Genomic DNA, 13,603 nt, shown 5'->3' on the forward strand with positions numbered 1-13,603 from the left:
ATACTGATCAATTCTCACGATGGTTGATTCGAGTTCTTTATCAACGAGGTTCACCCTCCACCAGCTGGAAGCTTTCGTGTGGACCGCGCGTCTCGGCACGGTGCATGCAGCGGCGCGCCACCTGCATCTCACCCAGCCGGCGATCTCGCACCGCATCCGCGACCTGGAGGAGGAACTGGGTATCCAGCTGTTCGAACGCCAGAGCCAGCGCCTGCTGGTGACAGAGCTGGGACGCAACGTGCTGGTCTATGCGGAGCGCGTGCTGGCGTCGGCGCAGGACATGGCGCGGCTCGATCTGCGGCGCACCATCACCGGCCTGGTGCGCATGGGAGTGGACGAGTCCTGCGCGATCATCGGGATGCCGCAGATCCTCAAGGACATCAAGGACTGTTATCCGGCGCTTCGCGTGGACCTGACGGTGGGCGGAGGCGCCCAGCTGCTTCAGAAGATCAACAACCACGAACTGGACATGGCGCTGCACACGGGGCAAAGCAGCCAGCCCGACGTGACAAGCCAGTTCATCGGACTGACCGAACACCAGTGGGTGGCGGCCCACGACCTGATGATGCCCGACGAAGACTTTTTGCCGGCCCACGCCTTGAACCACCGCATCGTCTGCAATGCGCCGCCGTCGACCCTGCATGAATCGGCATCGCGCTGGCTGGCCTCGGACGGCTATTCGTTCGAGGAGTACAGCAGTTGCAACTCGCTCTCGCTCATGGTGGCGTTGGTCGCCTCCGGCCATGCGATTGCCATGCTGCCAGCATCGATCACGCGCCGGCAGGTCGCCGAAAAATCCCTGCAAATTTTGCGCGCCAAGCCGGCGGTGCCGAACGTGCCCTACTACTTTTCGTACCTGGCGCACCACCGCAGCGACACGACGGCGCGCATCCTGGACATCGTGCTGCGCAGCCTGCAGGACGCCGGGTTCTTCCAGGCCGACGGAGCGTCCCGGGACAGCGGCTGAGAAAGCCTTGAGAACGACTGTCGGGTTCTGATGTGTCGGCAGGTTGCTCGGCCGCGGTGGAGCATCGCCTCCTTCCATAGGCTCAACCTATGGATCAATCGGGATTTCGCATTTTTCAACGCGGGCTCGCATTCCCAGAATGGCGGAACGGTGGCAACACCATCCCTCTGTCTTCAGGAAAAGTACCCCGCTCATGTCGGACCGCGATAGCACGCCAGGCGCCTGGCACCTGCCGCCCAGCGCCTACCTCGCCGGGCGCAAGCCCGCCTTCGGCCTGCCCGGGCGGCCGGAGTCGCTCTACGTCACGATGCGCGACGGCTGCCGCATTGCGCTCGACTACTACCTGCCCCAGGCGAGCAACGGCGCGCAGCCGCCCGCCCGCCTGCCCACCATCGTCATCTTCACGCCCTACTACCGGCGCTTCGTGACCACCGACCCCACGGTGGAGGCCAGCCCCAACTGCGGCCGCTACCGCGACTTCTTCGTGCCGCATGGCTACGCGGTGGTGGTGGTGGACGTGCGGGGCACCGGCGCGAGTTTTGGCACGCGCGACGCATTGCGCTCGCCGAAGGAGCGCGACGACTACCACGAGATCGCCGAGTGGATCGTGCAGCAGCCCTGGAGCGACGGGCGCATCGGCTCGACCGGCATTTCGTACCTGGGCGCGGCGGCGGTGTTCCTCGCAAGCACGCGGCACCCCGCCGTCAAGGCCATCGCACCGCTGTTCGCCGTGACCGACATCTACACCGACCAGCTCTACGTGGGCGGCGTGCTCTCGACCATCTGGACCGGCCGCTACGACGAACTGATGGTCGCGCTCGACCAGGACGACCGCCCGGCCCTTGCCAAGTTCGCGTACTACGGCAACCCGCTGTTCGCGGGGCCGCAGCCGGTGGACGCCGATGCCGATGGCCGGCTGCTGGCCCAGGCGCTGCACCAGCACCGCAGCAACTGCCGGCTGAACGACATGGCGCGCGAGCTTCCGTTCCGGCACGACGCAACGCTGCACGACCCCGCATTGACGCTGGACGTGTGCAGCCCCGGCCACTACGCGCGCCAGATTCCCGAGGACGTGGCGATCTACTCCGTCTCGGGCTGGTACGACGGTGCCGGCTACAGCAACTCGGCGATCACGCGCTTCCTGACGCTGCCCAGGCACCAGCACCGCCTGCTGCTCGGCCCCTGGGACCATGGTGCGCGCAGCAACGTCTCGCCCTGGCGCGAGCAGACCGGCTCGGACTTTCCGCTGCTGGCCGAAGTGCTGCGCTTCTTCGACCATCACCTGCGCGGCATCGATACCGGGCTCGACAGGGAGCAGCCGGTGCACTACTTCACCATCCACGACGAGAAGTGGCAGGCCGCCGATGCATGGCCGCCAGTCGCGGGAACCTGCCGCGTCCATCCCGATGCGAACGGCGTGCTGGCGCTGCACGCACCCGCCCCGGGCCGCGACAGCTACCAGGTCGACTTCTCCGTCTCGACCGGCCGCCAGACGCGGCTGGAACGGCTGGGTGCCGTCGGCATCGAGCACTACTACCCCGACTGGACCGAGCGCCAGGCGCGATACCTGCACTACACCAGCGCACCGCTGGCTGCATCCGCCGAATTGACGGGCCATGTGAGCGCGAGCCTGCTGCTCGCATCGTCGGAGACCGACGCGGCCGTCTACGTCTATCTGAGCGAAGTGCTGGCCGACGGCAGCTGCCGCTACGTCACCGAAGGCCTGCTGCGGGCCTTGCACCGCGAAGGCCTGTCGCATTCGCCGGACTACGTGGCGAGCTGGCCCGTGAACACCTGCGACCGTGCCTCGGCCCGGCTGCTGGTGCCCCACGAGCCCGCGCGCCTGAACTTCGCGCTGCTGCCGGTCTCGTGGACTTTTGCGGCGGGCAGCCGCATACGGCTGTCGATCGGCGGCAGCGACGAAGGCCACGGCCCGCAGGTGCCGCACGGGCGGCCGCCGCGCCTGGAGATCCTTCGCGGCGCCGACGCCAGCTGGTTCGATCTTCCGCTGCGCGGCGCGCTGCGCTAAGCACTTCGCTCTCCCGTTCTTCCTTCAACATGCCAAGAGAGAGGCACGCCATGCCCCCCGTCACCCGTCGCTCGTTCGTTTCCATGCTGGCACTGGCCGGCACGCCGCTCCTATCCGTGCCTCTCGCGGCGCAGGCCCAATCGCCCTGGCCCGTACGGCCGGTCAAGCTCGTGGTGCCGCAGGGCGCGGGTTCGGGATCGGACGTGATCGCGCGCCTGCTCAGCGACCGGCTCGCCCAGCAGCTGGGCCAGGCGGTGGTGGTGGAGAACAATCCGGCGGCCAACGGCCTCGTGGCCCTGGGCGCCGTGGCCAAGGCGCCCGCCGACGGCTACACGCTGGTGCTCGCGGGCGTGTCGCAGATCGCCTTCAACCCAGCCCTGTACAAGAGCCTGCCCTACGATCCGCTGAAGGACTTCACCTTTCTTGCGCCCGTGGCCGATACGCCCTTCGTGCTGGTGACGAGCAACAAGAGCGGCATCAAGACCTTCGCGCAGTTTCTCGAGCAGGCGAAGGCGAAGAACGGCGAACTGACCTTCGGCAGCGCCGGCATCGGCAACTCCACCCACATCGCGATGGAACTGATCGCCGCGACCGCGGGCGTCAAGCTGATGCACGTGCCCTACAAGGGCTCGGCCGCGGCGCTCACGGGCGTGCTGGCGGGCGAGGTCGACGCCATGGTGAGCGTCGTCGGCCCGGCGCTGCCGCAGGTGCAGTCGGGCAAGGTGCAGGCGGTGGCGGTGCTCGGCGCCAGCCGCGTGCCGCAGTGGCCCCAGGTGCCGACGGTGAAGGAGGCGGGACTGAACGTGCCGCCGATGCCCGGCTGGTACGCGATTGCCGGCCCGGCGCGCCTGGATCCGAAGGTCGTTGCCACCTTCAACGCCGCGCTGCAGAAGGTGATGGCGGATCCGGCCGTCAAGGCCCGGCTGGCCGACCTCTCGCTGCCGGCCATGAGCGGCGGCGAAGCGGATATCCGCCGCCGCGCGATCGATGACCAGGCTTTCTGGAGTGCCTTCATCACCAGGAACAACATCCGCGTGGAATGAGCATGAGGTGCTCGCGAAGGAGCGCACCGCCCTAGCCTGCGTCGCTGAACCGCCGCACGCCCTTCCAGCGCTTGCTTGCGATCTCCTCGTCGATCACTTGCAGCAGCAGTTCGCGCACGCATTGCACGGCGGGACTGTGCGCCGCCGGGGCCGACAGGCTCAGCGACAGCTCGCGCAGCAGCGGCCGTCCCTTGATGGGAACGCCGCGCACGCGGCCATGCTGCTGCGCCAGCGCAAAGGCCGCGGTCGGCAGCACCGTGGCACCGAGCCCGCGCTCGACGGCCAGGATCAGGATTTCCACTGCGCTGGTTTCGGCCACCAGGCGGAATTTCAGTTGGCGATCGCGCAGCAGCCGCTCGGTGGCCACGCGCACCGAATTCGGATGCGTGGGCAGCAGCAGCGGCAGCTTGGCAAAGGCCTCGATGCCGAAGGCGCGCGGTGCTTTTTGCGACGAGGCCACCACCACGAACAGTTCTTCCTCCAGGATCGGCTCGATGCGCAGGCGCGAATCGGCCCGGGCATCCATCGTGACCGCCAGCGCCAGCCGGTCGGCCGCCACCTGCCCCGTCAAGTCCCCGCTGGAGGCCTCCACCATTTCCAGTTCGATCAGCGGATAGCGCTCCTGCAGCCGCGCCAGCAGCGGCGCGGCCAGGATGCGCGAGGTGCTGGTCGGGAACCCGATGGCCACCCGGCCCGAAGGCGATTCGCTCTCCTGCCGGATGGCCGAGCGGGTGTCTTCGAACTGCCGCAGGATCGTCTTCGCATGGCGATAGAGCAGCTCGCCGATGGCCGTGGCCCGCGTGCCGTGAACACTGCGTTCCAGCAAGGTGACGCCGAGCTCCGACTCCAGATTGGCCATGTGCTGGCTCAAGGAAGGCTGGGCGATGAAAAGCGCCTCCGCCGCGGTCGTGATGTTCTTGAGCTCGACGACCTTGACGAAATAGCGCAGCTGACGGATGTCCATGCTCATTCCTTCCTTGAAGACAGCGGGACACTCGCACTCGAAGCCACGGTGGCCAGCCGAGCGGTCAGCGTCTCGGCCTGTTCGGCAAACTTCTTCGGGTTTGTCTTTTGCAGCTGCGCCAGGTTGTGGAGCTTCCATCGCACGCCCGGGAGATCTTCCAGATGCCCGATGCCTGGCAGCGCGCACTCGGGTGCGCCGGCGACCAGCGATCGCAGGAAGCGCCGCTCATCGTCGTCGAGCCCCTGCTGGATCTCACGCGTGAGGCGCTCCCGGGCCGCGAGCAGTGCGTCGAGCGGCACCGGCTCGGCCGTCATGCCCTGGAAGTTGTGCTCGAAGTCGTGCCGGATGTCGCGCAGCGGCGGAAACAGCACTTCGTGCACCGGCCGGTTGCTGCTGGCCAGGTAGACCACGAAGGCGCGGCGGATGCCGGGTGTGATGCCTTCATGCGCAAAGAGCTGCATCACGTCGAACAGGTCGCGCGGATGCTGGCGGTCCAGCGTCGCCACCAGCTTGCCGCCGTACACGTCCTCCAGCGACACCACCGGAATCTCCAGGTCAGCCATCAAGATGTCACGCGCGGCCGGCGTGAGCGCGGCTCGGCGCACCGGCCGCACGGTGCCCCGCATCACGAAGTTGACTTCGATCTTCACCTGAACCGAGCCGCGGCGCACCAGCAGCTTGGTTTCGCCTGCCAGCGCTGCCGGGGCGTGCGTCTGGAAGCCTCGCCTCTTCAAGCGCTCAGACGCTTGGCGAATAGCTTCGTTGAAGCGCGCCAGCGCCGCGTCGCGCGGCAGCGTGTGATCGGGGAATACCAGATCCAGGTCCACCGACAGGCGCGGCATGTCGCGCACGAACAGATTGATCGCGGTGCCACCCTTCAGGGCGAAGGTGTCGTCCGCAAAGACGAGCGGCGCCACCTGTATCAACAGGCGCGCGGTCTCCAGATAGGCGGGGTTCATGGCTTGAGCACCAACAGGCCGTCGGCCGAACGGGACACCCAGGGCCGGCCGCTGCCCGTTGGCAGCGTGGCTGGATCGAGCTTGGCCGCCCAGGGCACAGAGGCCTCGCGGCCGAGCTGCAGGCACAACCGTACGGTCTTGACGCTCGTGCACCGCCGCAGCAGCTCGCCCAGCACATTGGCGCGCAGGCTGTAGGTGCTCTCCACAAGTTCGCGGGCTTCCTGCAGCGGCTGGCGTACGCCTACCTCGCTCAGCAACTCCAACAAGGCGCGCTCCGGTTCAGCCACCTGCGCCGCCCCGTCGCGCTTCTCGAAAGGGCCGGCGTGCAGCAAGGCGCCCGGTTGTTCGTCGAACAGCCGCTTGCGGTGGTACTCGGCCGGAAAGCGCCCAGTGAACCAGTCCGGCAGGTGCCCCGCCGCCCAACCATAAAGCTGAAGTACTGGCTGCTGCGCCACATACTGGCGCACGCCGTACCAGTCCAGCGCCGACTTGCCGCCCACGTGCAAGCCCGCCAGCTGTCGCTGCAGCAGAAGGAGGCTCGGATGCAGGGCCAGGGTGTCGTTGGGACGACAGAACACGCCGCGTGTCAGACGCGTGAGCCAGCCGGCGCGCACATAGTGCACGGCCAGGTCCGCGGAGATCCCCAGGGCCGCCAAGTCTTCTGAGGTCAGTGGAATTCCAGGGACCAGGCGGGTATAGAGCGCGTTTAGTTTGCTCTTTCCAATCGTAGCCATACTGCGATTCAAGCACTTTTTTCAAGTAATGGCAAACTTGAAATATCTGTCCAGATCGTAGTCTGCCTACGATATAGGTAACTTATATAAAATCAACCCATGGCGCGAGCGGCGTCTTCATGCCATAAAGCCGCACAGTGAGAACTTCAAGACACAGCACGCTGCGCGCCGGCCTTGCCGCGGTTGCGGCGCTCGCCGTGCTGGCGGCTCTGGCCGGCATTGCCTACGAGCAGATCGGTCGTTACCGCGCGGTACGAGACTTCCCGGCGCCCGGGAAGATGGTCGACGTCGGCGCCGGACGCCGCATCCAGCTCGACTGCCGCGGCACCGGCTCGCCCACCGTGGTGTTCGAAGCGGGCCTGAGCGTGGACGGATCGCTGAGCTGGTCGGCCGTGCAGCCGAAGGTCGCGGCGCACACGCGCACATGCGCCTACAGCCGTGCGGGGCTGATGTGGAGCGATCCTTCGAACACGCCGCCGGGCGCAGCGCAGGCGGTGCACGACCTGCATGCCGTGCTGGCCAAGTCGGGCGAACGCGGCCCCTTCGTGCTGGCCGGCCAATCGCTGGGCGGGCTCTACGCGCTGGGCTTCACGCATCGCTTCGGCGCCGAGGTCGCGGGGCTGGTGCTGGTCGATCCGTCGCATCCGGAGCAGGTCGAGCGCGTGGCGCATTTCATGACCGAATCGCGCTCGATGCGCTCGCGCATCGGCATTGCGCTGGCACCGTTCGGCGTGCTGCGCGCGGCCGCGCCGGTGCTGCTGCCGGAGAGCCCGCACCACAGCGCACAGGACATGCAGGCGGTCCGCGCCTTCGCGCCCAAGTCGCTGCGCACGCAGCTCGCCGAAAGCGATGCGGTCGACGCCTCGCTGGCCGAAGCCATGGACTTCCAGCACCTGGGCGATCGTCCGCTGGTGGTGCTGACCGCAATGGCGCCATACACCGCCGCGGAACTGCGCGGAATGAAGCTCACGCCCGAGCAGGGCCGGCAGGTCCAGGCCATCTGGCAGCACATGCACGGGGAAATGGCGGCGTGGTCCTCGCGCGGCAGGCAGCTGCTGGTGGCGGGCGCCGGGCACGACATCCAGTTCGACGAGCCGCAGGCGGTGGTGGACGCCGTGCTGTCGGTGGTCGACGCCGTGCGTGCGCAGCGCCGCTGACGGCATCGCGGCAACGGGCGCGTTCGCCTCACCACATCTTCGGCTGGCCGACCCGCGCCGGTTTCAGGGCCGCGGGTGCGTGGCCGTACGCTTTTGAAAAGGCTCTGGAGAAAGCCTCGGCGCTGCCGAACCCGGTGCGGCGGGCCGCGAGCTTGACCGGGTCGCCGGCCATCAGATAGCGGCGCGCCAGCGTCAGGCGCCATGCGCCAAGGTAGGCCATGGGCGTGGTGCCGACGATCGTGCGGAAGGTCGACATGAAGGTGCTCCTGGACATGGCCGACCGGCTCGCCAGGTCGTCGACGGTCCACTGCCGCGACGGCATGTCGTGGATCGACACCACGGCCCGGTGCAGCGAAGGATGCGCGAGCGCGGCGAACAGGCCCGGCTTCTGCGTGCCCGCATCGATCGCGCTCCGGAGCGCCATCAGCACCAGCACCTCGGCGAGCCGGTTCAGCGCCGCGCTGCGGCCGCAGCGGCTCCCCGCCGCTTCCGCCATGAAGGCTGCGGCGGTGGCCTGCAGCGACGGCGAGCCGTCCAGCGGCACCGAGACCTCCTCGGGCATCGCGCTCATCAGCGGATTGGCCTCGTTGTCGAAATCGACGCTGGCCGCGATGCGCGCATCGGGCGGCAGTTCGGAAAAGCCGCCGGGCCGGAAGACCACCCGGCCTGCGCTGCCGTCTTCCGGGCCCGCGAGCAGCAGGGCCGGCGTGCCGGGCTCGCCCGGTGCAAGCACCGCCACGCGCAGCTTGAACACCTCGACGAAGGCGGCGAGCCGGTCCATCTTGGGTGGATTCGGACTTTGAGTCATGAAAGTCGGACGTTTCATGGCGCCGAGCATGAGATCTTTGGGCCTTGTTTGCAACCCTCCGCTTTATTCAAGGAGCAACCCCCATGCTGATTCCACGCCAACAAGCCCCGGACCTGAGCGTCGACACCCTCGGCGCCGGCCGCTTCCGGCTGATCGACGAAAAGCCCGAGCGCATGACGCTGGTGTGCTTCTACCGTGGGCTGCATTGCCCGATCTGCGCCAGCTACCTGAAGGAACTCGAGCGGCTGACGCCGGCCTTCGCTGAGCGCGGCGTGGCCACCATCGCGATCAGTTCCGACGATGAGGCGCGTGCCCGCGCCATGGCCGACAAGATCGGCGCGGCCAAGCTGCGCATCGGCCATGGCCTGTCGCTCGCGGACGCCGGGAAGTGGGGCCTGTACATCTCGGCGAGCCGGGGCAAGACCTCCATCGGCATCGACGAGCCGGCGCTGTTTTCCGAGCCCGGCCTGTTCCTCATCAGGCCCGACAACACGGTCTACTACCTGTCCGTGCAATCGATGCCCTTCGTGCGGCCCAACTTCGCCGAGATGGTGCAGGCGCTGGACTTCGTCATCAAGAACGACTACCCGGCGCGCGGCGAGCAACTGCTGGAGCAGCCGGCGGCCTGAGGCGGCACGAAGGTTGCGTAAACTGGCCCGCACCCATGAACCGCGAGCCAGACTTCCTCGAACATCTGCGGGCCGAACTCTCGAGCGGCCGCACCTGGCTCGACCGCGCCATCGTGCTGGGCTATGCGATTGCGGCCGGGCTCTTCGTGGTGGGCTTCACGCTTGCGAGCGATTGGGTGTTCGGCGCGTTCCAGCGCTTCCACCGCGCGTGGCCCTGGGCCGTGCTGCTGACCACGCCGCTGCTCACCGCCGCCATCGCGTGGTTCACGCTGCGCTTCTTCCCGGGCGCTGGAGGCTCGGGCATTCCGCAGATCAAGGCGGCGCTGCACGCCACGCTGCCGGAGGAACGGCGCTTCAGCTTCGCATCGCTGCGCCTCACGGTCGCCAAGATCGGGCTCGGCGCGGCGGGCTTCGCGGCGGGGCTTTCGATCGGGCGCGAAGGGCCTTCGGTGCAGGTGGCGGCCGGGGTGATGCAGCATGCGCGGCGCTGGCTGTCGCCGCGCACCACCATCGACGGGCGCGCGCTGCTGGTGGCCGGCGGCGCGGCGGGCATCGCGGCCGCCTTCAATGCGCCGCTCGCGGGCGTGGTGTTCGCGATCGAGGAGCTCTCGGGCCGCCTGGAGGCGCGTTCCAGCGGCCTGATCATCACCGCCATCGTGCTGGCGGGCCTGGTGGCCGTCTCGGTGTTCGGCAACAGCAGCTATTTCGGCGTGATCCGCGTGCCGCGGCTCGGGTGGGATGCGCTCGGGCCGGGCCTCTTGGTCACCTTGCTCAGCGGCGCGGCGGGCGGCCTGTTCGCGCGCCTGCTGATCGCCTCGCTCACGGGCGCGCCGGGGCGCCTCAACCGCTGGCGCGCGCGCTTTCCGGTGCGCTTCGCGGCTGCCTGCGGCCTGGCCGTGGCCATCATCGGGCTCGTCACCGGCGGTGTCACCTTCGGCGCCGGGTCGGAGGCCGTGAAGCAGATGCTGCAGGGGCATGACGAACTCACGCCGCTCAACACCGTGCTCAAGTTCGTCGCCACCTGGCTCACGGCCTGGAGCGGCGTGCCGGGCGGCATCTTCGCGCCTTCGCTGTCCATCGGCGCGGGCATCGGCGACGCGGTGGCCGCGCTGGCCAGCCGCGATCTCGGCCCTGCGCTGATCGCGATGGGCATGGCCGGCTTCCTGGCTGCGGTCACGCAGGCGCCGCTCACCGCCTTCATCATCGTGATGGAAATGGTCGATGGCCATTCGATGGTGCTGAGCCTGATGGCGGCTGCCATGCTGTCCAGCCTGGTCTCGCGCATGATCAGCCGGCCGCTGTACGACACGCTGGCCGAGCACATGGTGTGGCGCGCCGTGGGCTCGATGCTGCCCACGGATGCCGCGGCAGTCACGCCCGCCGCCAGGACAACGCCGACGCCGTGACCAGGCAGAGCGCGAGGAACACGATGGCCGCGTTCACCGCATGCGAGTACTCCCAGTGGCGCCGCAGGATCTCCCAGTTGGCCGGGACGCTGGTCCAGTTGTGCGTGGCCTGGTTGCCCGGCAAGGTCCATGCCACGAAGATCGCGAACATTGCCGCGATGCAGGCCGCGGCACCGAGCGCGAGCCAGAACGGCAGGGGCTGCGAGCGGACGACGACCGCAAGGGCGATGTTCACCACCAGCGCCGCCACCCACAGCGAGCCGAGCACGGCCCAGCCGCGGTAGATGCCCTGCACCAGAAAATACTCCGGCTGGCCGAGGCCGATCTTGTTCGGGAGCGCCGCCAGGTGGGCGCCCGAGGGAATCAGCGCGAGAGCGCCGATCGCAATGGCCAGGAACTGAACGATCCTCGTGCCCATGGCAAGCCCGTCGAGCTAGGCGGCCGACTGCACGAACGGCCTGGCCTTCTCCAGGAAGACCTGGTGCCTCGCGTCGAGCTCTTCGATGTCTCGTTGCAGTTCGGCCTTGTCGTACGGCTCGCCGGCGGCAATGGCCGTCATCCAGCGGTCGAACTTGTCGCGCTCCGCGCGCCAGGCATCGTATGCAGTGCGGAGCTCGTCCCATTGAATGGTCATGCGAAGGCCTGCTCGATCTTCAGCACGCCGTCCTCCAGCCTGGCGACGGCGGTCTTGTCGTCCACCTCGCTGCCGAGCGTGAAGCCGCTATTCGTTCCATGCGGGTCAGGGCATTCATGATGATGATCTCCCGTCAAGTGTGGTGGCGAAACACGTCGCCTCCGCGCAGGCACGGCGACGCTCCAAGCCTATGTTCGGCCGTTGGCAAACCCCTGCCGCGTGCGAAGGAATTCGGGCGCGCCGCAACGACAGTTGCCGCGGCTGCCATCCATCGACGATGTCCGACAGACGGCCCTTGCGGCCCGCGCAAAGTAGTGAAAAGTCGTCCATCCACACACTAGGAACAGGAGCACCACCATGCGCGATTTCGTTTCCTTCGCAGCCGGCGTGGCTGCAGGCACTGTGGCCATGTACTACCTCGATCACCAGAGCGGCCCGCGGCGCCGGGCGCTCGCGCGCGACAAGGCCATTGCGGCCGGGCATGAGGCCGCGGACATGGCCGAATCCGCAGGCAAGAGAGCGGCGGACCACCTGAAGGGATACATGGCCACCGGCCGGCTCGATCGCACCGGAGGCGGCGAACCCGAGACCGACTCCCAACTGCACGAGCGCATCCGCGCACGGCTCGGACGGGTCGTGAGCCATCCGAGGTCGATCGAGGTGGAAGTCGACCGGGGCAGCGTCCACCTGCGGGGCCACATCCTGACCCGGGAGCTGGACGACCTGCTCTACGAGCTGAAGCAGATGCGGGGCGTGCAGGCGGTGACCAACGAACTCAGCTGCCACGACACGGCCGAGGGAATCTCCGAGTTGCAGGGCCGCACCGAGCCCGCCGGGCGCCCGCTGCATTGAGCCGTCTCAGGCGTGGGCCCGCGCATCCGCGAACAGCCGGACCATCTCGCGGTCGAAGGCCGGCAGGTCCTGCGGCTTGCGGCTGGTGATGAGGTTGCCGTCGACCACCACTTCGCGGTCCACCCACTTGGCGCCGGCATTCGTGAGGTCGCTGCGCAGCGAGGGCCACGAGGTCATCGTGCGGCCGCGCACCGCGTCGGCCTCGATCAGCGTCCACGGTCCGTGGCAGATCGCGGCCACCGGCTTGCCGGCCTTGAAGAAATCGCGCACGAAGGCGATGGCCTCCTCGTTGATGCGCAGCACATCGGGGTTCATGACTCCGCCGGGCAGCACGAGCGCATCGAACTCGTGCGCGGCGGCCTGCGGCAGCGGTATGTCGACGTTGAATTCATCGGCTGGCTTGTGGTGCTTCCAGCCGCGCACGGTGTTGTCCTTCGGCGAGACGATCTTGGTGGCGGCGCCGGCCGCATCGAGCGCCTTGCGCGGCTCCGTCATCTCGGCTTGCTCGAAGCCGTCGGCCACGAGAATGGCGACCTTGGCGCCATCGAGTTGGGTCTTGCTCATTGGGGAAATCCTTTCGGCCGTGTTTGCAAGAGAGAGAAAGAGAAAGAAAGGCAGCGGCCGGCCGCTGCGCTTCAAAGGGGGACGTGGTGCGCCTTTCATGCCATGCGCCTTGCCCACGAGCCACGCTCATTGGCGTTTGCGCCGGCCTGTCCGGCCCCGTTCTCGTCGTGCTCGCTCGATTCCACATGAGCACCGTCGGAGCCCCGGAGGGGCGCACCACATCCAACTCCAGACTGCGCCGCCGCATCGCCCACTTCTGTCAGAGGGATGCGGAAGCGCTGTAGGAAATCGCCAACCTCGGCGCGGGCGCCAGTGCTCAGGCGGGCTCCGAGATCTCGCACAGCGCTTCGGCCGCGGGTTCGGACTCGGTTTCCCTGACTGCAAGGTCGCCCAGCGCCACGATGCCCACCAGGCGCTTGTCGCGGCTGACGATCGGCAGCCGGCGGATCTGGTACTCGCCCATGATCGCGACAGCGCGTTCGACCGGTTCGTCCTCATAGGCCCAGCGGATCCGGTCGGACATCACCTCGCGCACCTTGGTGTCGGCGCCGCGGCCTTCGGCCACCGCGCGCACGGCAATGTCGCGGTCCGAGATGGAGCCGATCATCCGGTCGTTCGCGCCGACCGGCATCATGCCGAAGTCGCCGTCGCGCATCTGCCGCGCGGCCTCTGCAATGCTCGCATCGGGACTGATGACTTGCACGTCCCGGCTCATCACATCCTTGATCGTGTGCATGAGAAATCTCCTCTTCGGTTGAAAGGCCACGCGGCGGGTCCGGCCGAGGCGGCCGGCGCCGGGGCCTCGTGAACACTTTGCGAAAAATTGCCGCCTCCCCTCTGTAGGACTCGGCGCCCCA

The 13,603-nt window shown here is 68.0% G+C and carries 16 protein-coding genes; 7 read left to right on the forward strand and 9 right to left on the reverse strand.

Annotated elements, in window-relative coordinates; all coding sequences use genetic code 11:
* The first annotated feature begins 19 nt into the window (after positions 1 to 19).
* The 3 genes from AC1DMS_RS02770 (at position 20) to AC1DMS_RS02780 (ending at position 4,039) form a co-directional block, all read left to right on the forward strand.
* A complete protein-coding gene (locus tag AC1DMS_RS02770; protein ID WP_038106945.1) occupies positions 20 to 967 on the forward strand; it encodes a LysR family transcriptional regulator in 948 nt (315 codons plus the stop codon).
* 193 nt (positions 968 to 1,160) lie between these two features.
* Complete coding sequence (locus tag AC1DMS_RS02775) at positions 1,161 to 2,996, forward strand: CocE/NonD family hydrolase (protein WP_018904124.1); 1,836 nt, start codon at positions 1,161 to 1,163, stop codon at positions 2,994 to 2,996.
* Positions 2,997 to 3,046: 50 nt separating this feature from the next.
* Positions 3,047 to 4,039 carry a Bug family tripartite tricarboxylate transporter substrate binding protein gene (locus AC1DMS_RS02780; protein WP_018904123.1) on the forward strand — a complete coding sequence of 331 codons (993 nt, stop codon included), beginning with the start codon at positions 3,047 to 3,049 and terminating at the stop codon, positions 4,037 to 4,039.
* 31 nt (positions 4,040 to 4,070) lie between these two features.
* On the opposite strand, the gene AC1DMS_RS02785 is transcribed toward AC1DMS_RS02780, so the two are convergent.
* From AC1DMS_RS02785 to AC1DMS_RS02795, 3 genes are read right to left on the reverse strand one after another with little or no spacing between them, the layout of a single operon-like run.
* Positions 4,071 to 5,003: a LysR family transcriptional regulator gene (locus tag AC1DMS_RS02785; protein ID WP_038106943.1), complete on the reverse strand. Its 933-nt coding sequence runs from the start codon at positions 5,001 to 5,003 to the stop codon at positions 4,071 to 4,073.
* A gap of 2 nt (positions 5,004 to 5,005) precedes the next feature.
* On the reverse strand, positions 5,006 to 5,962 hold the full coding sequence (locus tag AC1DMS_RS02790) for a nucleotidyl transferase AbiEii/AbiGii toxin family protein (RefSeq protein ID WP_018904121.1): 957 nt from the start codon (positions 5,960 to 5,962) through the stop codon (positions 5,006 to 5,008).
* A complete protein-coding gene (locus AC1DMS_RS02795; protein ID WP_018904120.1) occupies positions 5,959 to 6,696 on the reverse strand; it encodes a type IV toxin-antitoxin system AbiEi family antitoxin domain-containing protein in 738 nt (245 codons plus the stop codon). The genes AC1DMS_RS02790 and AC1DMS_RS02795 overlap by 4 nt, the downstream gene beginning before the upstream one ends.
* A 137-nt stretch (positions 6,697 to 6,833) precedes the next feature.
* On the opposite strand from AC1DMS_RS02795, the gene AC1DMS_RS02800 reads away from it, so the two are divergent.
* Entirely contained in the window at positions 6,834 to 7,853 is a 1,020-nt protein-coding gene (locus AC1DMS_RS02800) for an alpha/beta fold hydrolase (protein ID WP_369664605.1), read from the forward strand.
* A gap of 28 nt (positions 7,854 to 7,881) precedes the next feature.
* Here the strand turns inward: AC1DMS_RS02800 and AC1DMS_RS02805 are convergent, their stop codons facing one another.
* Entirely contained in the window at positions 7,882 to 8,634 is a 753-nt protein-coding gene (locus AC1DMS_RS02805; protein WP_436288327.1) for an AraC family transcriptional regulator, read from the reverse strand.
* Between the two features lie 110 nt (positions 8,635 to 8,744).
* Between AC1DMS_RS02805 and AC1DMS_RS02810 the strand changes: the two genes are divergently transcribed.
* The gene (locus AC1DMS_RS02810) at positions 8,745 to 9,290 is read left to right on the forward strand and encodes a peroxiredoxin-like family protein (RefSeq protein ID WP_015866358.1); all 546 of its coding nucleotides are present in this window, start codon (positions 8,745 to 8,747) and stop codon (positions 9,288 to 9,290) included.
* A 35-nt stretch (positions 9,291 to 9,325) separates the two neighbouring features.
* Entirely contained in the window at positions 9,326 to 10,696 is a 1,371-nt protein-coding gene (locus AC1DMS_RS02815) for a chloride channel protein (RefSeq protein WP_369664607.1), read from the forward strand.
* Here the strand turns inward: AC1DMS_RS02815 and AC1DMS_RS02820 are convergent.
* From AC1DMS_RS02820 to AC1DMS_RS02830, 3 genes are read right to left on the reverse strand one after another with little or no spacing between them, the layout of a single operon-like run.
* A complete protein-coding gene (locus tag AC1DMS_RS02820) occupies positions 10,662 to 11,114 on the reverse strand; it encodes a DUF1772 domain-containing protein (protein WP_369664608.1) in 453 nt (150 codons plus the stop codon). The two genes, AC1DMS_RS02815 and AC1DMS_RS02820, sit on opposite strands and share 35 nt — an antisense overlap.
* A gap of 15 nt (positions 11,115 to 11,129) precedes the next feature.
* On the reverse strand, positions 11,130 to 11,330 hold the full coding sequence (locus tag AC1DMS_RS02825; RefSeq protein ID WP_018904115.1) for a hypothetical protein: 201 nt from the start codon (positions 11,328 to 11,330) through the stop codon (positions 11,130 to 11,132).
* Complete coding sequence (locus AC1DMS_RS02830) at positions 11,327 to 11,467, reverse strand: Hsp20/alpha crystallin family protein (RefSeq protein WP_018904114.1); 141 nt, start codon at positions 11,465 to 11,467, stop codon at positions 11,327 to 11,329. The genes AC1DMS_RS02825 and AC1DMS_RS02830 overlap by 4 nt, the downstream gene beginning before the upstream one ends.
* 220 nt (positions 11,468 to 11,687) lie before the next feature.
* On the opposite strand from AC1DMS_RS02830, the gene AC1DMS_RS02835 reads away from it, so the two are divergent.
* Positions 11,688 to 12,182 (forward strand): BON domain-containing protein, encoded by a 495-nt coding sequence (locus tag AC1DMS_RS02835; RefSeq protein WP_018906991.1) that lies wholly within the window; start codon positions 11,688 to 11,690, stop codon positions 12,180 to 12,182.
* 6 nt (positions 12,183 to 12,188) lie between these two features.
* Here AC1DMS_RS02835 and AC1DMS_RS02840 read toward each other — a convergent pair whose 3' ends face one another.
* Together AC1DMS_RS02840 and AC1DMS_RS02845 are read right to left on the reverse strand one after the other, a co-directional pair.
* Positions 12,189 to 12,746: a type 1 glutamine amidotransferase domain-containing protein gene (locus AC1DMS_RS02840; RefSeq protein WP_018906990.1), complete on the reverse strand. Its 558-nt coding sequence runs from the start codon at positions 12,744 to 12,746 to the stop codon at positions 12,189 to 12,191.
* A 316-nt stretch (positions 12,747 to 13,062) separates the two neighbouring features.
* Positions 13,063 to 13,482 carry a CBS domain-containing protein gene (locus AC1DMS_RS02845; RefSeq protein WP_015866352.1) on the reverse strand — a complete coding sequence of 140 codons (420 nt, stop codon included), beginning with the start codon at positions 13,480 to 13,482 and terminating at the stop codon, positions 13,063 to 13,065.
* Between the last annotated feature and the right edge of the window lie 121 nt (positions 13,483 to 13,603).

This window comes from Variovorax sp. 05T418, assembly GCF_056396385.1.

Excerpts from the sequence above, each read along its gene's own strand:
- AC1DMS_RS02775 (WP_018904124.1), top strand. The coding sequence starts at position 1,161 with ATGTCGGACCGCGATAGCACGCCAGGCGCCTGGCACCTGCCGCCCAGC.
- AC1DMS_RS02825 (WP_018904115.1), bottom strand. The coding sequence starts at position 11,330 with ATGACCATTCAATGGGACGAGCTCCGCACTGCATACGATGCCTGGCGC.
- AC1DMS_RS02810 (WP_015866358.1), top strand. The coding sequence starts at position 8,745 with ATGCTGATTCCACGCCAACAAGCCCCGGACCTGAGCGTCGACACCCTC.
- AC1DMS_RS02785 (WP_038106943.1), bottom strand. The coding sequence starts at position 5,003 with ATGGACATCCGTCAGCTGCGCTATTTCGTCAAGGTCGTCGAGCTCAAG.
- AC1DMS_RS02845 (WP_015866352.1), bottom strand. The coding sequence starts at position 13,482 with ATGCACACGATCAAGGATGTGATGAGCCGGGACGTGCAAGTCATCAGT.
- AC1DMS_RS02795 (WP_018904120.1), bottom strand. The coding sequence starts at position 6,696 with ATGGCTACGATTGGAAAGAGCAAACTAAACGCGCTCTATACCCGCCTG.
- AC1DMS_RS02815 (WP_369664607.1), top strand. The coding sequence starts at position 9,326 with ATGAACCGCGAGCCAGACTTCCTCGAACATCTGCGGGCCGAACTCTCG.
- AC1DMS_RS02770 (WP_038106945.1), top strand. The coding sequence starts at position 20 with ATGGTTGATTCGAGTTCTTTATCAACGAGGTTCACCCTCCACCAGCTG.
- AC1DMS_RS02835 (WP_018906991.1), top strand. The coding sequence starts at position 11,688 with ATGCGCGATTTCGTTTCCTTCGCAGCCGGCGTGGCTGCAGGCACTGTG.
- AC1DMS_RS02805 (WP_436288327.1), bottom strand. The coding sequence starts at position 8,634 with ATGGACCGGCTCGCCGCCTTCGTCGAGGTGTTCAAGCTGCGCGTGGCG.
- AC1DMS_RS02790 (WP_018904121.1), bottom strand. The coding sequence starts at position 5,962 with ATGAACCCCGCCTATCTGGAGACCGCGCGCCTGTTGATACAGGTGGCG.
- AC1DMS_RS02820 (WP_369664608.1), bottom strand. The coding sequence starts at position 11,114 with ATGGGCACGAGGATCGTTCAGTTCCTGGCCATTGCGATCGGCGCTCTC.
- AC1DMS_RS02780 (WP_018904123.1), top strand. The coding sequence starts at position 3,047 with ATGCCCCCCGTCACCCGTCGCTCGTTCGTTTCCATGCTGGCACTGGCC.
- AC1DMS_RS02840 (WP_018906990.1), bottom strand. The coding sequence starts at position 12,746 with ATGAGCAAGACCCAACTCGATGGCGCCAAGGTCGCCATTCTCGTGGCC.